Below are 15,871 nucleotides of genomic sequence, written 5' to 3'. Positions count from 1 at the left end.
TTCAGTCCGTTTGGGGACAGCCTTCTCTAATCTTTTCATGACTCGTCCATCCAGCCCTCAAGATCGGTCAGAAGATCATGCATCAATCCCTTTTGAACGGGTACGGACGGCAATGATGTTATAAAGGACTTGCCGTAGCGCGTTTCGGTGATCCTCCTGTCAAAGACAAACACAACACCGGTATCCCGCTGTGTACGTACGAGCCGGCCAAACCCTTGTTTAAAACGGATGATCGCCTGAGGAAGAGAAAGCTCCATAAACGGATTGCCTCCCTCAGCTTTCAGTTTTTCCGCTCTCGCCGCCGTTACCGGATTATCCGGCGGAGTGAAAGGAAGACGGATGATCACAAGGCAGGACAGATCGTCTCCGGGGATATCGATGCCTTCCCAAAAACTGCTCGTTCCGAAAAGGATGGACTGGTCAAACTTCTTGAAGTTCTTTGTCAGCCGTGCCCTGCTTCCGCTGTCGATTCCCTGCCCGAAAAGCACAAACTCATCTTCTGCGATGATGCTTTTAAAAACATTGTAAGTCTCCCTAAGCATCTCGTTGGACGTAAACAAAACGAGCATGCGCCCTTTGGTCACTTTTGCGATCTGGCAGAGCTGGCGGGCGATAACAGAAACGAATGTCTCCTGATCCACTTCATTGATCAGCGGCACATCAGTCGGAACCATGAATTTTACTTGCTGATCATAGGAAAAAGGTGAAGGAAGATTTGCCGTGATCGGACCAAAATCATCCAGTCCCAGCCTTGATGTCATATACTGAAACGAGTTTCTGACAGAAAGTGTAGCTGAAGTGAGAATGACACTGTTCTTCTTCGCAAAGAATTCATCAGCCAGCAGATCACTGATCACGATCGGTTTGCTGTAGAGATAGACCGCATTCTTTGCGCCCTTCGCCTCCACTTCACACCAGAACACCTCGTCATCGTTCACTTCTTTCAGCAGATGGCGCAGCTTTTCTTTCTCTTCTTCTAGCTGGTTTCTCAACCCGTCAAAATCTGCCAGCATCCCTTTTTGAGCAAAATTCATATGCTCTTCCTTTTCATCCGCTAATTTTTTCACTTTCTTCAGTGATTTCCCAAGATCACCTAAGCCAAAGAGCGCACGCTGGACCATCTCCAGAATCGCCTGCCACGTTCCATTCGTGCTTTCCCTTTCACCGTACCTGTAACTCACGCGACCAAAGTCGTTCATACTGCTCTTCCTGGCTTCCAGTACATAAGACCGGATCGAGCGGAACATTTCGTCGAGCTCCATCTTCACTTCGGGCAGTTCTTTCCCCAGCTGTTCCAGCACCAGTTCAAGACCTGGCAGCTCAACCGTCTCCTCCAGTTGATAAAGCTTCTTCAGCAAGCCGCTGTCATTATCAATCCCAATTCGTTCAAGGATTCTAGTGAAGACGAAGTAATCGGTCTGGATACCAAAATGGTCGCTGACCACTTCTTCCACATGATGGGCTTCATCAATGATGACTTCTTTGTAGGAGGGCAGCAGCTGTGACTCAGATTTCACATCGCTGAAGAGCAGGGCATGATTGGTGATAACCAGATCAGATGATAGAGCCGCCCTCCTTTTTCGATGGTAGAAGCATCTGGAAAACCATGGGCAGCGCTGGTTGAGGCATGAGGCAGAATCGCTCTTCACCTGATGCCAAAAAAGCTTGCCTCCTGACGCAAGATTCAGTTCTTCCACATCACCTTGATCAGTCTCTGTCAGCCAAACGAGTAATTGGGCTTTCGTGAGGTTGGTATCATAATTGTCTTCGGAAAAATCATCCAGCGACTGTTCAAACTTTCGCAGACAAAGGTAGTTGTTCCGTCCCTTTAAAACGGTCGCATGGAACGGGAAAGGCAGGATGTTTTTCAGGATCGGGATATCTCTTTCCATCAGCTGCTGCTGAAGCTGAATCGTATGGGTGCTGACAACAATAGGGCGTTCCTCCCGTTTTCCATAAAGAATAGATGGGATGAGATAGCCCAATGACTTGCCTACTCCCGTTCCAGCCTCTATCATGGCGTGCTGATGGTCCTCCATCGCTTCATATACCATTTTCATCATCTTCTGCTGGCTGTCACGAACTTCATAGTGTTCCATTTCCTGTGACAGATCTTCCAGAAGATCTGCCGGATCCATCTTGACCTGCATAGGATCCTCATCTTTCTCGACCGGGGAAAAAGATTTTATAGCAAGCTGCCTGAAATAGTCCATTCCCCTATCGTCTTCAATCTTAGAAGATTTGGAGATGATAAGGTCCTTGACGATTTCTTCCAGACTGCTCTGCATCTTTTTAAGAAATGGCTCCATCCGCTGCAGGGTGAGCAGAGGAAGAGCGGACAGTTTCTGAAGCAATTCGATCAGCAGATAAGCCGTTACTTCCGCATCACTGTCCGCTTGATGGGGATTTTCATGCTCGATGCCAAGATAGTCTGCCAGCTGTCCGAGCTGATAGCCGTCAGCCTGAAGCAGGAGGACACGCGAGAGCTCGACCGTATCCAGGAGAGGACCTGTAAATCGCTGATACCCGCTGTTCTCAAACTCTTCCTGCAGAAAGTTCAGATCAAATAAAACATTGTGTGCGACAAAATAAGATCCTTCGAGCATCCGGAGGAGGACAGGCGCCACCTCTTCAAACAAGGGAGCATCCTTGACCATCCTATCATTAATGCCGGTCAGCTGTTCAATAAACGGGGGGATCGGAACCTTAGGGTTAACAAAGGAAGAGAACCTGTCTACAATTATGTTATTTTCAACAACAACGGCACCGATTTGAATGACCCGGTCTCCGCGGGCAGGAGCGTTTCCTGTCGTTTCTACATCTATGACAACATAACGGTTGTTCATCCTTTCTCACCTCAGTTCAAGCGGCACGGTGGTTCCTTGCATGACACCAAGCCTTTGTAAATAGAAAAACCCCTTGAGCAAGGGGTTAAAGAATCGTTGAAGCCGGTTCATAACCTAAAATTTCTGTAATTCGGTTATTCTCATCCATAATGGCAACCTTCGGCTGATGGTAAGAAACTTTTTCCTCTTCGATCATGGCATAGGAGATAGCAATAATCACATCACCCTCTTGGACGAGCCGCGCAGCAGCTCCGTTCAGGCACATAACTCCCGTTCCTCTGGGGCCAGGAATGATATAGGTTTCAAATCTCGCTCCGTTGTTGTTGTTGACGATTTATACCTTTTCATTCGGCAACATGTCAACCGCATCAAGAATATCTTCATCTATTGTTATGCTTCCCACGTAATTTAAGTTCGATTCCGTCACGCGTGCGCGGTGTATTTTGCCTTTCATCATCGTTCTGAACATACGAATCACCTATATTTCCTTCCATCAGGATTAACGGTTATATTATCAATCAATCTCGCATTCTTAAACTGCACGGCGAGGGCGATAATCATTTCTCGGTCTGTTTCATGGGCTTCTTCCAGCTCCGGATAGGACAAAATCTCAAAATAGTCCACTTTTCCGCTCGTTTGCTTCTCTAAATACTCTACCATTTTTTCTTTAATGTGTGTAATATTTTCTCTTTCCAAGAGACGTTCTGCAGCCTCCCGGAGGGCCCCGTACAAGGCCGGCGCCTCCTGTCTCTCCCTTTCAGAAAGATAGACGTTCCTCGAGCTCTTGGCAAGCCCGTCTTCTTCACGCACCGTCGGGCAGGGAACGAGCTCTACCGGAAAGTTCAGGTCCGAGATCAAGCCCTGAACTACAGCAACTTGCTGGGCATCTTTCATTCCAAAGTAAACTCTGTCCGGAGAAATAATATGAAACAGTTTTGTCAGAACGGTAGCCACTCCATCAAAATGCCCTTCACGTGTTCTTCCGCAGAGCGTATCCACCCTTTTGTTTACTCTCATAGTTACAGATGGTTCAGATGGATACATCTCCTTTACATCAGGATAGAATACGACGTCCACCCCATAATTTCGGGCAACCTGTTCGTCACGTTCAAAATCCCGTGGATAGCGGTCGAAATCTTCATTCGGGCCAAACTGCAGAGGGTTGACAAATATACTCAGAATACAGAAGTCATTCTGTTTTTTCGACTGTTCCAGGAGTGAAGCGTGCCCCTCATGGAGGTAGCCCATCGTCGGTACAAAACCGATCGATCTCCTTTCCGCCTTCGCTTCGGCACTGAATGCGCTCATTTCGCTGATGCTCTTGATGATCTTCAACTTTATTTCCCTCCGTAAAGCGCTTCTGCTTCTTCCGGCTTCATCGTAAATGAATGTTCTTCAGCAGGAAACGTTCCTTTTTTCACTTCTGCGACATAGGCTTCAATACCCTTTTTCATCCCTTCGGCACAATGGGCATACATCTTCACAAACTTAGGTACATGGTGGAAACCGTAGCCGACAAGGTCATGGTATACAAGAACCTGGCCATCCGCCGAGCTGCCTGCCCCGATGCCGATGACAGGAATTCTGACGGACTCTGCCACAAGCTGAGCCAGCTGCTTCGGCACACATTCAAGGACAAGCGAGAACGCTCCTGCCGCTTCGATCGCCAAGGCATCCTGAAGCAGCTGTTTAGCTTCCTTCGCTGCTCTTCCCTGGACTTTGTATCCGCCCAGCACACCAGCGGTCTGTGGGGTCAGCCCGAGATGGCCGACGATGGGTACGCCCGCCTCAACCAAAAATCCGATCGTTTCGATCACAGATTTACCGCCTTCAAGCTTAAGAGCGTGGCTTCCCGTTTCCTGCATGATTCTCATCGCGTTTTTCACCGTTTCCGCCCTGCCTGCATGATAGCTCATAAAAGGCATATCGGTGACGATGAACGTGTTCGGGGCTCCCCGTTTTACAGCTCGGGCATGATGGATCATATCCTCCACGGTGACCGGCACTGTCGAGTCGTAGCCAAGGACCACCATTCCGAGAGAATCACCGACGAGGATCATGTCCACTTCGGCTTGCTCCGCAAGCTGTGCGGATGGATAATCATAAGCCGTGATCATGGCGATCTTTTCGCTCTGCTGCTTCATGGCTATGAAACTTTGTGTTGTCTTCATCCTTTTTCCTCCTTTTTTCGGAGGAACAGAGGAAAAACCCCTCAATAAAACAGAGGGGTACAATACATCTTTAAAAACCTCGGAATCCCTCTGTCCCGGTCCTATTATGGATCTAGGCAGATGTAACGCTATCTGTCAAAACGTTCACAGAAAGTGCAGTTCCCGCTCCGCAGGATACCGCCTTTTCTACACTCTATAATGTACCACATAATTTACATTCCGGGTATCTCAATATCCGCAGAATAGATCGAATGAACCTTTCCATCATCATCTTCAAGGAGCAGGATGCCTTCATCAGTGATTCCTTTCGCCACTCCCTCGAGCTGCTGGCTGGCGGATCTTACCCTGATTCGCCTTCCGATGCTGTGTGCGTACCCTTCCCACAGCAGTTTTATGAGACCAAAACCATTCCTTAAATATTCTTGATAGAGCAACTCCATCTCTTCAAGGATGGCTGCGATCAGTTCAGCCCGCTTTGTTTCTTTTCCGGATTCAATCTTCAATGATGTGGCGATCTCCCTTACATCCTCGTTAAAATCTTCACTCGTTACATTTACATTGAGCCCGATTCCAATGATTACAGCATGAACACGGTCCGCTTCCGCCTGCAGTTCGGTCAGGATACCCACCGTTTTTTTACCTTTGATCAATATATCATTCGGCCATTTGATCTCTGCATGCAGGCCTGTCACTTTGTAGATCGCTTTCGTTACACTGACAGCCGCGAGAAGGGTAAGCTGCGGGGTTTTTTGAAGCGGAATATCCGGCCGAAGGATAAGGCTCATCCATATGCCTGTGCCCTTTGGTGACTGCCAGGGCCTCCCGAGCCTGCCCCTTCCGCCTGTCTGTTCATCTGCCACTACAAGTGTTCCCTCCGGCTTTTGTTCGTAAGAAAGCTTTTGGGCAATTTCCTGTGTGCTTTTCACTGACTCTTCATATACGATGCTCTTGCCCAATACATCTGATTTCAGACGGGCACTGATCTCATGTTCAGTGACCCGGTCGGGAGAAGAAACGATACGATAACCTTTCCGTTGAACGGCATCGATCACATATCCTTCCTTACGCAGTTCTGTGATATGCTTCCAGATTGCGGTCCGGGAGCAGTTCAGTTGATCACTGATCTGCTGCCCGGAAACAAACGCGCCTTCATTCTGAATAAGCATCTGAAGCAAATGCTGTCTCATTTTTCCTTCCAACTCCTCACCCACTCCATGATGGCACTTTTTTCGTTGATAACTTCCCCCTCCACAACAGCCTGTTCAATCTTTCGCAGCATCTCCTGAATCCATGGCCCTTTCATTCTTTCATTATCCTTGACCACGTCTTTTCCGTTGATAGCCAGTTGTTTCCGCTGATGAATCGGCAGTTCCCGAAAACGCTTCTGCACCAAAGTCAGCATTTCGCCAACCGGTTTGCCTTTAATGACGTTCATCACACGCTGACAGGATACCGCCTGCTCTTCTCCCAGATCATAAAGATCCATCCGCGCAAGCTCATCCTTCCCGAGATAGCCGATAAGCTGCTGCACTGAACGGATCAATGCATTGGACTGTTTCCAGGCTTTTAAAAAAGCTGCAGGGTCTTCAACCCCCAGCACGAATAGAAGCGCAGCCCATCTTTCCTCATCATGCTCGAGTCCGGTCCATTGTACTCCGTACAGTGAATTTGCAGAGTTCTTGTATCGATGAAGTTCAGGCAGAGAAAAAACGAGCTCCGTTTTAAAAATGAACTTAAGGCAGGAAGGTGCTTCAACACCCCTTAAAAGTTTAATAAATTCCATCGCAATGCGTTCAACTGCGATCGCTTTTAATTGATCGGCCAGAGCTGTACACGCTTTCCCTGTCTCTGCCTCCAGTGTAAAGCCCAGAACCGACCAAAATCGGAGAGCTCTCATGATGCGGAGCGGGTCTTCCATAAAGCGCTTTTCAGCGGCACCGACAGTCTTGATTTTCTTTTCCTTAAGATGCTGCCGGCCGCCGAACGGATCATGCAGGTTTCCAGCTTCATCCATCGCGATGGCATTGATCGTAAAATCTCTTCTTGAAAGATCCTCTACCAATGAATCGATATACTCAACAGAGGACGGATGGCGCCGGTCCGTGTAAGTCCCTTCTTTTCTAAACGTCGTCACTTCGTAGGAAACATGCTCCATGCGCACAATGACGGTCCCGTGTTCAATGCCGACTGGGATCGTCTTTGAAAAAAGGGAACGAACCTCCTCAGGGCGCGCAGACGTAGCGATATCAATATCCCCGATTTCGCGATTCAACAGATAGTCTCTCACACATCCGCCCACTAAATAAGCCTGATGGCCCGCTTGAAGCAGCTTGCCCATGATCACCCGTGCTCCTCTAAAAAGATCGCTCATATTATCCTATCCTTCTAGCACACTGTAATATAATTCTTCATAATCTCCCACAATTTTGGACGAATGGAAATGATCCCTGACGTGCTGCATCGCTTGATATGCAAACGTATGCTGTTTTTTCTCATCGGTCAGGATGGAAAGTGACGCTTCAGCGATGCCGTCTATGTCTCCAAGCTCGCAGATATACCCTGTCTCACCATCGAGAATCACCTCGGGAATACCTCCAATATTCGTGCCGACAACAGGCACACCGCAGGCCATCGCTTCAAGCAGAACGAGCCCGAAGCTTTCTTTCTCTGAAAGAAGAAGCTTTAGATCACTGATGGAAAACAGCTCTGCCACGTTCTCTTGCTTACCGAGAAAGAGCACGTGCTCCTCAATATGAAGCTCCTCCACCAGTTTACAGGCAACCGTAAGTTCTGGCCCGTTTCCGATCAGAAGGAGTTTTGCTGGAATTTTGCTTATAATTTTATGAAACGCTCTGATCACATCCGGGACTCTTTTGACCGACCGGAAATTGGAGATGTGGATGATTACCTTTTCTTCCGGTTTAATGCCATATCCCTCTTTCAGATGCGTGGCTTCCAGTTTGAAGTATTCCCTTTCGTCCACAAAATTGTAGATCGGCTGAATCTCGTTTTTCACACCGAGGAGCTTGTATGTATCATCCTTCAGGCTGTTGGAAACAGCGGTCACAGCATCTGAGTTCTCAATGCCGAACTTGATCATCTCCTTTAAAGAAGGATCGTATCCGAGCACCGTGATGTCTGTTCCATGGAGCGTGGTAACAATTTTAAGTTTTTCGCCAGTCATCTGCTTAGCGAGGAAGGCACAGACCGCGTGAGGGATCGCATAATGCGCATGAATGATATCCAGCTTCTCCCGTTTGGCCACCTCTGCCATTTTGCTCGCAAGCGCCAGGTCATACGGCGGATATTTAAAGACCGAATAGTTGTTTACCTCTACTTCATGATAAAAGATGTTGGAGTACACCTTGCCGAGCCGGAAAGGCAAGCTTGAGGTGATGAAATGAATCTCATGGCCCTTTTCTGCCAGCAGCTTTCCAAGCTCCGTCGCTACAACACCTGATCCCCCTACAGTAGGATAACAAGTAATTCCTATTTTAAGCTTCATAGCTCTTCTCCTTATAAATTCTTCAATAATAAGGGCCGTTTCGTCATGAAGCCTTCCGCATAGCCTACTCCCGCCTCATGCCCGAACATCTTCTCACGTGCGCTCACTGACTCGATATAGCCGTTGACCAAAGGGGTATCAAAACTGTCATCCCGCTTCACGAACTGGCTCTCATAACATTGAAGCGCGGCTATCTTCTTCTTATAAACATTTGAAACATCGACCATGACCTGAGGCTTTTGAAAACCGTTGATAAAATAATAATAGATTTTCTTTACGCGGTGAGGCGGCAGGCTCTCTGGATCCACAATGTTTCTGACACCTGCGGAAAAAGCGGCTTCTTCTGCCAGCCTTGAACAGTTGCCATGATCAGGATGCCGGTCCTCCCAGTAAGGGATAAAAAGACAATCAGGTTGCTGCTTCCTGATGACGGAAACGATTGCCAATATGTATTCTTCTTTCATCTGCAGCCCGCGGTCTGGCAGCCCCAGATTGAGCCGCTCGGAAACTCCCAACACCGCGGCTGCCCGTGCCGCTTCTTCCTTTCGCAGCTCTACCGTTCCATTGGAAGACAATTCAGCTCTTGTCAGATCACAGATCGTCGCCTCGCCGCCGTTGGCCGTGTGAATCGATATCGTGCCCGACATCCCGATCTCTACATCGTCGGAATGGGCGCCAACCGCCAGCCAGCTTTCTTTGTTCATGATTGATGACCTTCTCTTTCTTTAATAATCGTTCTCCAGTTGAAATCTCCCCGTTCCATCGCCCGGATAAAAAGCTCCCCGCTCGCCACGTTGGTCGCAACAGGAATCTGGTATACGTCACAGAGGCGGATGAGCGCAGAAATGTCCGGTTCATGCGCCTGTGATGTTAAAGGATCGCGGAAGAAGAGCACCAGATCCATTTTATTCTGGGCGATGAGCGCGCCGATCTGCTGGTCACCCCCAAGCGGGCCGGATTGGAACCGATGAATGTCCAGTCCGGTTGCGTCCATTATTTTTTGCCCGGTCGTCCCCGTAGCAAACAGCTCATGTTTTTTTAAGATTGGTTCGTAAGCCATGGAAAAGTTAATCATTTCCTGCTTTTTATTATCATGCGCAACCAAGGCGATTCTCATCGTTCCCCCACCCTTTACTCAATAATATTTTCTAAGCCGTAAACAAGATGATCCAGATTCACAACCGCTTCCACCGCCATCTTAACACCCGGCATAAACGAAGTGCGGTTCATAGAATCATGTTTGATCGTTAACGTTTGCCCTTCACCGCCTAAGATCACTTCCTGATGGGCTACAAGCCCCGGCAGCCTCACACTGTGGATTCGGATACCATCAAGTTCAGCGCCTCTTGCCCCAGGCAGATCCTCCCTCTCTTCAGGATGCCCCTGGGATTTTGGCTCTCTGACCTCCCTGATCAGCTGAGCCGTCTTCAGGGCTGTCCCCGACGGAGCATCCAGTTTTTGATCGTGATGCTTTTCTATGATCTCAACATCCGGCAAGTATTTCGAAGCCATCTGCGCAAATTTCATCATCAAGATAGCGCCGATGGCAAAGTTAGGGGCGATGATCGCTCCCAGTTCCTTTTCTTTTGCCAGATTCTGCAAGCGCTCCAAATCTTCATCCGAGAAGCCCGTTGTTCCGATCACCGGACGGACATTATGCTCAAGCGCCTGTTCCAGATGGACTTTTCCAATTTCCGGCTTTGTTAGATCGATTAATACATCCGGTCGGATCTCTGCGAAACACAATTTCGCATCATCGAAAACCGGGACATCAAGAGAAGGCATTCCTTCCAGATCACTAACCTTCTTTCCGGCATTTTTGGAATCAATCACTGCCGCCAGTGTAAAGTGCGGGGTTCCGCTGACCATACTCACCGCTTCTCGTCCCATTTTTCCTCTTGGTCCTGCAATGACAATAGATATTTGTTGGTTCATATTACTCTTTTTCTCCTTCCTCGATGCGTGTCCATCTGTCCTTATCTCTTGTTTTGAATTTATTCATGACCATATCAAAGGCTTTTTCCATACTAATATCGAGCGAATTGGCAAAACATAGTAAGACAAATAAAATATCACCCAATTCTTCTTCTATGGTCTGTTCTTTTTCGGTCGATTTTTTTGGTTTTTCACCATAATAGTGGTTCACTTCACGGGCGAGCTCACCAAGCTCTTCTGTCATCCTGGCCATCATCGCAAGAGGACTGAAGTACCCTTCTTTAAATTGGCCGATATATGTATCAACTTCTTGCTGCAAATCCTGGATGGTTTTTTTCAATACGATCACCTCTTCGTCAATCCTATGTTTATGTTAGCGAAGAATAAGACATTTGACAAATTTCATGAGTGATTGAACACCCCAACTTTTTCCTATATAATGAAAACGCAAACACGATAGGCAACGCATAAGTTTCAGGAGGCACATTCATGACATTTCCGATTCACAGCAAAAACGTAATTTTTATTTTACTGGGATCCGCCATCTTTTCATTTGGCATCGTCCACATCAATATGGCAAACAATCTCGCGGAAGGCGGGTTTACCGGGATCACCCTTCTTCTTTACTTTTTGTTCCACATTGACCCTTCCTATTCCAATCTTGCGCTCAACATTCCTCTTTTCTTCGTGGGATGGAAGCTTCTTGGAAAAAACGCATTCATATATACTCTAATCGGCACTCTGGGAGTCTCATTGTTCTTATTTCTGTTCCAGCGCTATTCAACGATTTCGATTAACCTTAAACAGGACATGACGCTCGCTGCGCTTTTTGCCGGCGTATTCATCGGCATCGGGCTCGGCATCATCTTCCGCTTTGGGGGAACAACAGGCGGAGTTGACATCATCGCTCGGCTCGGCCATAAATTCTTCGGCTGGAGCATGGGAAAGACCATGTTTATGTTCGATGCGGTGGTCATCACGGTATCCCTCATTTACCTTAACTACAAGGAAGCGATGTACACGCTAGTCGCCGTTTTTATCGGTGCCCGTGTGATCGATTTCATGCAGGAAGGTGCCTATGCAGGCAAAGCCGCGATGATCATCTCTGAGAAAAATACCGAGATCGCCGCACTGATTATGAAAGAGCTTGACCGCGGTGCAACCCTTCTCAACGCCAAAGGGAGTTTTACAGGGAGCCAGAAAGAAGTTCTTTATTGCGTTTTCGCCCGAAATGAAATCGTCCGGCTGAAGCAGATGATCGAACGGGTCGATCCCCACGCCTTCGTAACCGTTAACGATGTACACGAAGTGCTGGGCGAAGGATTTACCCTCGATAGCGACAAGAATCCGATAGGGAACTAAGAAACATGATTCATTTCCGAAAAAGCATGTTGAAGGAATTGACCTTCAGCATGCTTTTTGTGTACGGTTCAATTGACCGCAGTTTGGTTCAATCATTCGGTCGTTTGGTTCAATTATTTTTTCTACGGTTCAATTAACCACTCATTTGAATCAATTCTCTGCTCAGGGTTAACCCAATCCCTCTTTTACGGCATGAAACCATAAAAAACCCCTGCCTGAGCAGGGGCTTTCATATTTAATCATCATTATTCATTCCAAAGAACATTAGAACAAACCGGAGAAGCTCCAATACTGCAACCAATGCTGCAGCCACATATGTCAGTGCGGCGGCGTTAAGGACTTTTCGCGCCTGCCGCTCTTCGTTGTTCCGGATCATGCCGGTGGTTACGATCTGATCCATCGCACGGCTGCTGGCGTTAAATTCGACCGGAAGTGTCACCAGTTGAAAGAGTACAGCGGCCGCCATAAAGATGATACCGACTAACAACAGATTAGCGGAAGCGAAAATGGCTCCTGCAATAATCAAAAGGTAAGCAAAATTCGAGCCGAGGTTCGCAACCGGCACTAATGCATGCCTGAAGCGAAGCGGTGCGTAGCTTTCTTTATCCTGGATGGCATGGCCGACTTCATGCGCGGCAACTGCAGATCCAGCGATGGAATGGCCGTAATAGTTCTCTTCGGATAAGCGGACCACTTTGGAACGGGGATCATAATGGTCGGACAGCCTTCCTCTGACCGGTTCAACTGCGACATTGTAGAGCCCGTTGCGGTCCAATATCTCACGGGCAACTTCGGCCCCTGATTTACCTGTTGAGTTTTCAATTTTTGAATACTTGTTATAGGTGCTTTTTACCCTCATCTGAGCCCAGATCGGGATAATCAGCAATAATGCAAAATAGATGAGAAAAGACATTTATCGCATTCCTCCACTATAGTTGATACTTTAATTTTAAAGATTTGCAGGACGTTCTGTCAATCAGAATGCTCTATCGCTTCTCTACTTCTTTTACGTTTTCCTTCTCCGCTTTGTATTTTCTCCATCCTACGTAAAATAATGTAGAAAAGATGATTCCCCCGATGGAAAAGATCAGCCAGAACAAGGAAGGTTCAGCGTTGTCTTCTTTTGCCGCAAACAATTTTTCGAAATCGGATCTCACGGATTCCAGCTTTCTTTTATCGGCTGAAGAGGTAAAGATGCGGTTCCGGCTGATGTCGATAAACTCTGCATCCTTATCCACCCGGTCAAAAAATGTGTCCGTCACATCCATGCTGACGGCCGGACGGATCATGGAGTAGTTGGCCAAAAATTCATTGGCAGCCTCCTGATATTCCTGGCTTTGATTGTTTCGTAAAGAAAGCTGCATATGCTTTAGTGGATTGATGAGCTGATACTCTGTTTGTTTCCATAGTGGCTGGTGATCGGATATGAGAGCGTCAACCAGCAGCCTGACCCCTGTAAGCTGGTGGATCTTCACATCACGCGGTTCTTCCGCTCTTCCCAGTGTTTCGATTGTATCCTCCATCGTAACATCAACCATGCGGATTTTATCTTCACCCAGATCCGTCTTTAAGGCGCCCTTGCCGAATTGAGATGACAAGTAGAAAAGGACTTCGCTCGCTTCTTTATACCGTTCCTCTTTGGCAAGCTCCAACGCTTTATCCGATAATTGAGTGACGTTGTCAAGGCTGCTTGTTTGGCCCCCATTCGCATGTGCCGCGACTGGCAGACAAACAAGCAGTATACTGAACATAGCGGCAAATATAAATTTCATTCCCTGTCCCTCCCATACGGTATAACAAATCATATGTGGAAACGGACAAGGTTAGACCTTTATTTGCCAGAAGAAGCCGGCCGATCCCTCGTTAAATAATAAACAAGAATTACCGAAACAGCGCTGAGCCAGAACGTAAGATAACCGATCAGCTGCATGTGTTCCCAAAGAACATCATACCTTGGCATCATGCCGTATACATAGTCGATGATCTCGTTATGAAAGGCCCAAAGAGCCGCTACTGCCAGATGACGGAGGCGAATCCGATAGTATGAAGTGTACAGGAGCCCTTCCACCGCCATTCCAAGATGAGAGAAGATCAGCATGTAGTTCGCCAAATACAGTGGAGGGTACACGAGACCGCCGGCAATATTCATTCCGACTGCCCATATTCCGTACTTAAACAGGCTGACTGCCGCCAGCGCTTCAATATAGGGAAGATTTTTTCCAAATAGAAAGGCAATGAGCACGAAGACAAAGAACAGACTTGCCGTCGGGCTGTCCGGTACGAAAAGAACGAACTTCAGCGGGGTTTCCGCGAGCTGGTCTTTATACCAGTAATACCCGTAGGCGGTTCCAAGAATATTGATGATAAGCAAACTGGAAAGGAACCATTTTTGCTTCAGGATTCCATATAGATAGATCATTATTTTCCTCTCCTCACTTGCCGGTTGATGTAAAAAAAGCTGACTATGAAAGCCAGCTTTTTAGATGTTACTTTTCCAATTTTGAGATAAAGGTTGCCAATTTTTTCAAATCCGCTTCATTGCCTTTATAAGCGTTTGCAGGCATAGCTCCTTTACCCTCTTTGGCGATTTTCATGATCTCTTCAGGTTTTAATCCTGTGCCTATGAGCGAAGGCCCCGTTCCGCCTGTCAGTTCTGATCCATGACAGCCTACACAGGATTGGCCTTTGAACACTTGATAGCCCGGATCGTTCTTGTCAATATTGCTCTCAACGATCTTACCCTGTTCTTTCGCCTTTTCCCAGTCATGGGTAACCACTGACTCCCATGTTAAATATGTAATGGAAATAAGGGCAAGCAGCATTAATCCTGTGGCGACAGGTCGGCGCGAAGGACGGCGTTCAGGACCTCTGTCCAGCCATGGTGCCAGCAGCAGCGCTCCAAAAGCAAGTCCAGGAATAACAACCGTTCCGATCAGAACGTAATCACCGGCAGCGTACTTGTATTTTAAAAGCTGATACAAGAAAAGGAAATACCAGTCAGGAAGCGGAATATATCCTGCATCTGTCGGATCTGCCTTACGCTCCAGCGGAGATTCGTGAGAAATGGTTAAGATTAAATACCCTATTAAAAAGACGGCACCTACCATCCATTCTTTCAAAAGGAAGTTTGGCCAAAACGCCTCCGTTTTTCCGGGATATTCAGAATAATCCTTCGGGATGTTCGGTTTGCGCTCTGCAGGAACACGGGAGTCTCCTACAAACTTCATTCCTTTGCCTCGATGCATCTTTCTCCCTCCCTTTTTTAGCGGCCCAAAGCCTCTATGCCCTGAAGCATGTCCGCTTTGTCCGCCAAGCTGTATCTCTATTGCAGAGAATGTCTTTCAATTTCAAAAATAAAGATAATTAAAAAGGCAATTTTACAACGGACCCGAGATACCTTGTTTGCGGATCATGATAAAGTGGGCACCCATTAGCGCCAGCAGTGCAGCTGGCAGGAAAAAAACATGAATCGCAAAGAAACGCGTTAATGTCTGTGCTCCGATAATCTCTCCGCCTGCAAGGAACGTTTTTGCGATCGGTCCGATCACAGGAATGGTTTCTGCGATCTGAATCCCTACTTTTGTAGCGAACAGCGCTTTCATATCCCAAGGCAGCAAATAGCCTGTGAAACCAAGTCCAAGCATAACACCAAAAATAAGTACTCCAACTACCCAGTTTAATTCACGTGGTTTTTTGTATGCGCCCTGGAAAAATACGCGCAAGGTATGTAAAAACATCATAACGATTACCAAGCTGGCTCCCCAGTGGTGCATCCCCCTTACGATCACTCCGAATGCCACCTGGTTCTGAAGGTAATAAACGGATTCCCAGGCATTGACGATATCCGGAACATAATACATGGTCAAGAACATTCCAGACAAGATTTGGATGACCGTAATAAAGAACGTCAATCCTCCGAAACAATAAACGAACGCGGAAAAGTGATGGGCCGGGTTAACGTGCTCTGGCACTTCATGGTCAGCCACATCGCGCCACAGCGGCGTAATATCCAAGCGTTCGTCTACCCAATCGTAAATTTTTTGCAGCATTTA

At 47.4% G+C, this 15,871-nt stretch carries 16 protein-coding genes and 1 pseudogene; 1 reads left to right on the top strand and 16 read right to left on the bottom strand.

Features of this window, described 5'->3' with window-relative positions:
* Nucleotides 1-35 precede the first annotated feature (35 nt).
* From dinG to ABHN01_RS12520, 11 genes and pseudogenes are all read right to left on the bottom strand, one after another.
* Nucleotides 36-2,846, bottom strand: a complete 2,811-nt coding sequence (gene dinG / locus ABHN01_RS12570) for an ATP-dependent DNA helicase DinG (protein WP_429875802.1) — start codon at nt 2,844-2,846, stop codon at nt 36-38.
* 85 nt (nt 2,847-2,931) lie between these two features.
* Nucleotides 2,932-3,315, bottom strand: a pseudogene (panD, locus tag ABHN01_RS12565) (aspartate 1-decarboxylase).
* Nucleotides 3,316-3,320: 5 nt separating this feature from the next.
* Complete coding sequence (panC, locus tag ABHN01_RS12560; RefSeq protein WP_429875801.1) at nt 3,321-4,181, bottom strand: pantoate--beta-alanine ligase; 861 nt, start codon at nt 4,179-4,181, stop codon at nt 3,321-3,323.
* Nucleotides 4,182-4,183: 2 nt separating this feature from the next.
* Complete coding sequence (gene panB / locus ABHN01_RS12555) at nt 4,184-5,017, bottom strand: 3-methyl-2-oxobutanoate hydroxymethyltransferase (protein WP_429875800.1); 834 nt, start codon at nt 5,015-5,017, stop codon at nt 4,184-4,186.
* Between the two features lie 212 nt (nt 5,018-5,229).
* Nucleotides 5,230-6,216 carry a biotin--[acetyl-CoA-carboxylase] ligase gene (locus ABHN01_RS12550; protein WP_429875799.1) on the bottom strand — a complete coding sequence of 329 codons (987 nt, stop codon included), beginning with the start codon at nt 6,214-6,216 and terminating at the stop codon, nt 5,230-5,232.
* The gene (locus tag ABHN01_RS12545) at nt 6,201-7,388 is read right to left on the bottom strand and encodes a CCA tRNA nucleotidyltransferase (RefSeq protein WP_429875798.1); all 1,188 of its coding nucleotides are present in this window, start codon (nt 7,386-7,388) and stop codon (nt 6,201-6,203) included. Before ABHN01_RS12545 ends, ABHN01_RS12550 begins: the two co-directional genes overlap by 16 nt.
* A 6-nt stretch (nt 7,389-7,394) precedes the next feature.
* The gene (gene bshA / locus ABHN01_RS12540) at nt 7,395-8,522 is read right to left on the bottom strand and encodes an N-acetyl-alpha-D-glucosaminyl L-malate synthase BshA (protein ID WP_429875797.1); all 1,128 of its coding nucleotides are present in this window, start codon (nt 8,520-8,522) and stop codon (nt 7,395-7,397) included.
* Nucleotides 8,523-8,533: 11 nt separating this feature from the next.
* Nucleotides 8,534-9,226 carry a bacillithiol biosynthesis deacetylase BshB1 gene (gene bshB1, locus ABHN01_RS12535; protein WP_429875796.1) on the bottom strand — a complete coding sequence of 231 codons (693 nt, stop codon included), beginning with the start codon at nt 9,224-9,226 and terminating at the stop codon, nt 8,534-8,536.
* Nucleotides 9,223-9,639 carry a methylglyoxal synthase gene (gene mgsA / locus ABHN01_RS12530; protein WP_290400664.1) on the bottom strand — a complete coding sequence of 139 codons (417 nt, stop codon included), beginning with the start codon at nt 9,637-9,639 and terminating at the stop codon, nt 9,223-9,225. Before mgsA ends, bshB1 begins: the two co-directional genes overlap by 4 nt.
* A 14-nt stretch (nt 9,640-9,653) precedes the next feature.
* Nucleotides 9,654-10,457: a 4-hydroxy-tetrahydrodipicolinate reductase gene (gene dapB / locus ABHN01_RS12525; RefSeq protein WP_429875795.1), complete on the bottom strand. Its 804-nt coding sequence runs from the start codon at nt 10,455-10,457 to the stop codon at nt 9,654-9,656.
* Nucleotide 10,458: 1 nt separating this feature from the next.
* Nucleotides 10,459-10,806, bottom strand: coding sequence for a nucleotide pyrophosphohydrolase (locus ABHN01_RS12520; protein WP_429875794.1), 348 nt, complete (start codon nt 10,804-10,806; stop codon nt 10,459-10,461).
* Between the two features lie 140 nt (nt 10,807-10,946).
* Here ABHN01_RS12520 and ABHN01_RS12515 point away from each other — a divergent pair, with 140 nt between their 5' ends.
* On the top strand, nt 10,947-11,819 hold the full coding sequence (locus tag ABHN01_RS12515) for a YitT family protein (protein WP_429875793.1): 873 nt from the start codon (nt 10,947-10,949) through the stop codon (nt 11,817-11,819).
* Nucleotides 11,820-12,054: 235 nt separating this feature from the next.
* Here ABHN01_RS12515 and ABHN01_RS12510 read toward each other — a convergent pair whose 3' ends face one another.
* The 5 genes from ABHN01_RS12510 to qcrB all read right to left on the bottom strand — a co-directional run bounded on the left by ABHN01_RS12510 (nt 12,055) and on the right by qcrB (nt 15,868).
* A complete protein-coding gene (locus ABHN01_RS12510) occupies nt 12,055-12,732 on the bottom strand; it encodes a zinc metallopeptidase (protein ID WP_290400667.1) in 678 nt (225 codons plus the stop codon).
* A gap of 73 nt (nt 12,733-12,805) precedes the next feature.
* Entirely contained in the window at nt 12,806-13,591 is a 786-nt protein-coding gene (locus tag ABHN01_RS12505; RefSeq protein WP_290400668.1) for a sporulation protein YpjB, read from the bottom strand.
* 59 nt (nt 13,592-13,650) lie between these two features.
* Nucleotides 13,651-14,238, bottom strand: a complete 588-nt coding sequence (locus ABHN01_RS12500; RefSeq protein WP_429875792.1) for a DUF1405 domain-containing protein — start codon at nt 14,236-14,238, stop codon at nt 13,651-13,653.
* Between the two features lie 67 nt (nt 14,239-14,305).
* Nucleotides 14,306-15,064 (bottom strand): c-type cytochrome, encoded by a 759-nt coding sequence (locus ABHN01_RS12495; protein WP_429875791.1) that lies wholly within the window; start codon nt 15,062-15,064, stop codon nt 14,306-14,308.
* Nucleotides 15,065-15,196: 132 nt separating this feature from the next.
* Nucleotides 15,197-15,868 (bottom strand): menaquinol-cytochrome c reductase cytochrome b subunit, encoded by a 672-nt coding sequence (gene qcrB, locus ABHN01_RS12490; protein ID WP_053358068.1) that lies wholly within the window; start codon nt 15,866-15,868, stop codon nt 15,197-15,199.
* Nucleotides 15,869-15,871: the final 3 nt, after the last annotated feature.

The organism is Fictibacillus sp. NRS-1165 (assembly GCF_050468105.1).
GTDB lineage: Bacteria > Bacillota > Bacilli > Bacillales > Fictibacillaceae > Fictibacillus_C > Fictibacillus_C terrinigri.
Note: the sequence above shows the minus strand (reverse complement) of the source record. Positions and strands in the feature narration are given on the sequence as shown.

Coding starts and splice junctions, on each gene's coding strand:
- dinG (WP_429875802.1), bottom strand. CDS start 2,846: ATGAACAACCGTTATGTTGTCATAGATGTAGAAACGACAGGAAACGCT.
- panB (WP_429875800.1), bottom strand. CDS start 5,017: ATGAAGACAACACAAAGTTTCATAGCCATGAAGCAGCAGAGCGAAAAG.
- ABHN01_RS12545 (WP_429875798.1), bottom strand. CDS start 7,388: ATGAGCGATCTTTTTAGAGGAGCACGGGTGATCATGGGCAAGCTGCTT.
- bshA (WP_429875797.1), bottom strand. CDS start 8,522: ATGAAGCTTAAAATAGGAATTACTTGTTATCCTACTGTAGGGGGATCA.
- bshB1 (WP_429875796.1), bottom strand. CDS start 9,226: ATGAACAAAGAAAGCTGGCTGGCGGTTGGCGCCCATTCCGACGATGTA.
- mgsA (WP_290400664.1), bottom strand. CDS start 9,639: ATGAGAATCGCCTTGGTTGCGCATGATAATAAAAAGCAGGAAATGATT.
- dapB (WP_429875795.1), bottom strand. CDS start 10,457: ATGAACCAACAAATATCTATTGTCATTGCAGGACCAAGAGGAAAAATG.
- ABHN01_RS12515 (WP_429875793.1), top strand. CDS start 10,947: ATGACATTTCCGATTCACAGCAAAAACGTAATTTTTATTTTACTGGGA.
- ABHN01_RS12510 (WP_290400667.1), bottom strand. CDS start 12,732: ATGTCTTTTCTCATCTATTTTGCATTATTGCTGATTATCCCGATCTGG.
- ABHN01_RS12505 (WP_290400668.1), bottom strand. CDS start 13,591: ATGAAATTTATATTTGCCGCTATGTTCAGTATACTGCTTGTTTGTCTG.
- ABHN01_RS12500 (WP_429875792.1), bottom strand. CDS start 14,238: ATGATCTATCTATATGGAATCCTGAAGCAAAAATGGTTCCTTTCCAGT.
- ABHN01_RS12495 (WP_429875791.1), bottom strand. CDS start 15,064: ATGCATCGAGGCAAAGGAATGAAGTTTGTAGGAGACTCCCGTGTTCCT.
- qcrB (WP_053358068.1), bottom strand. CDS start 15,868: ATGCTGCAAAAAATTTACGATTGGGTAGACGAACGCTTGGATATTACG.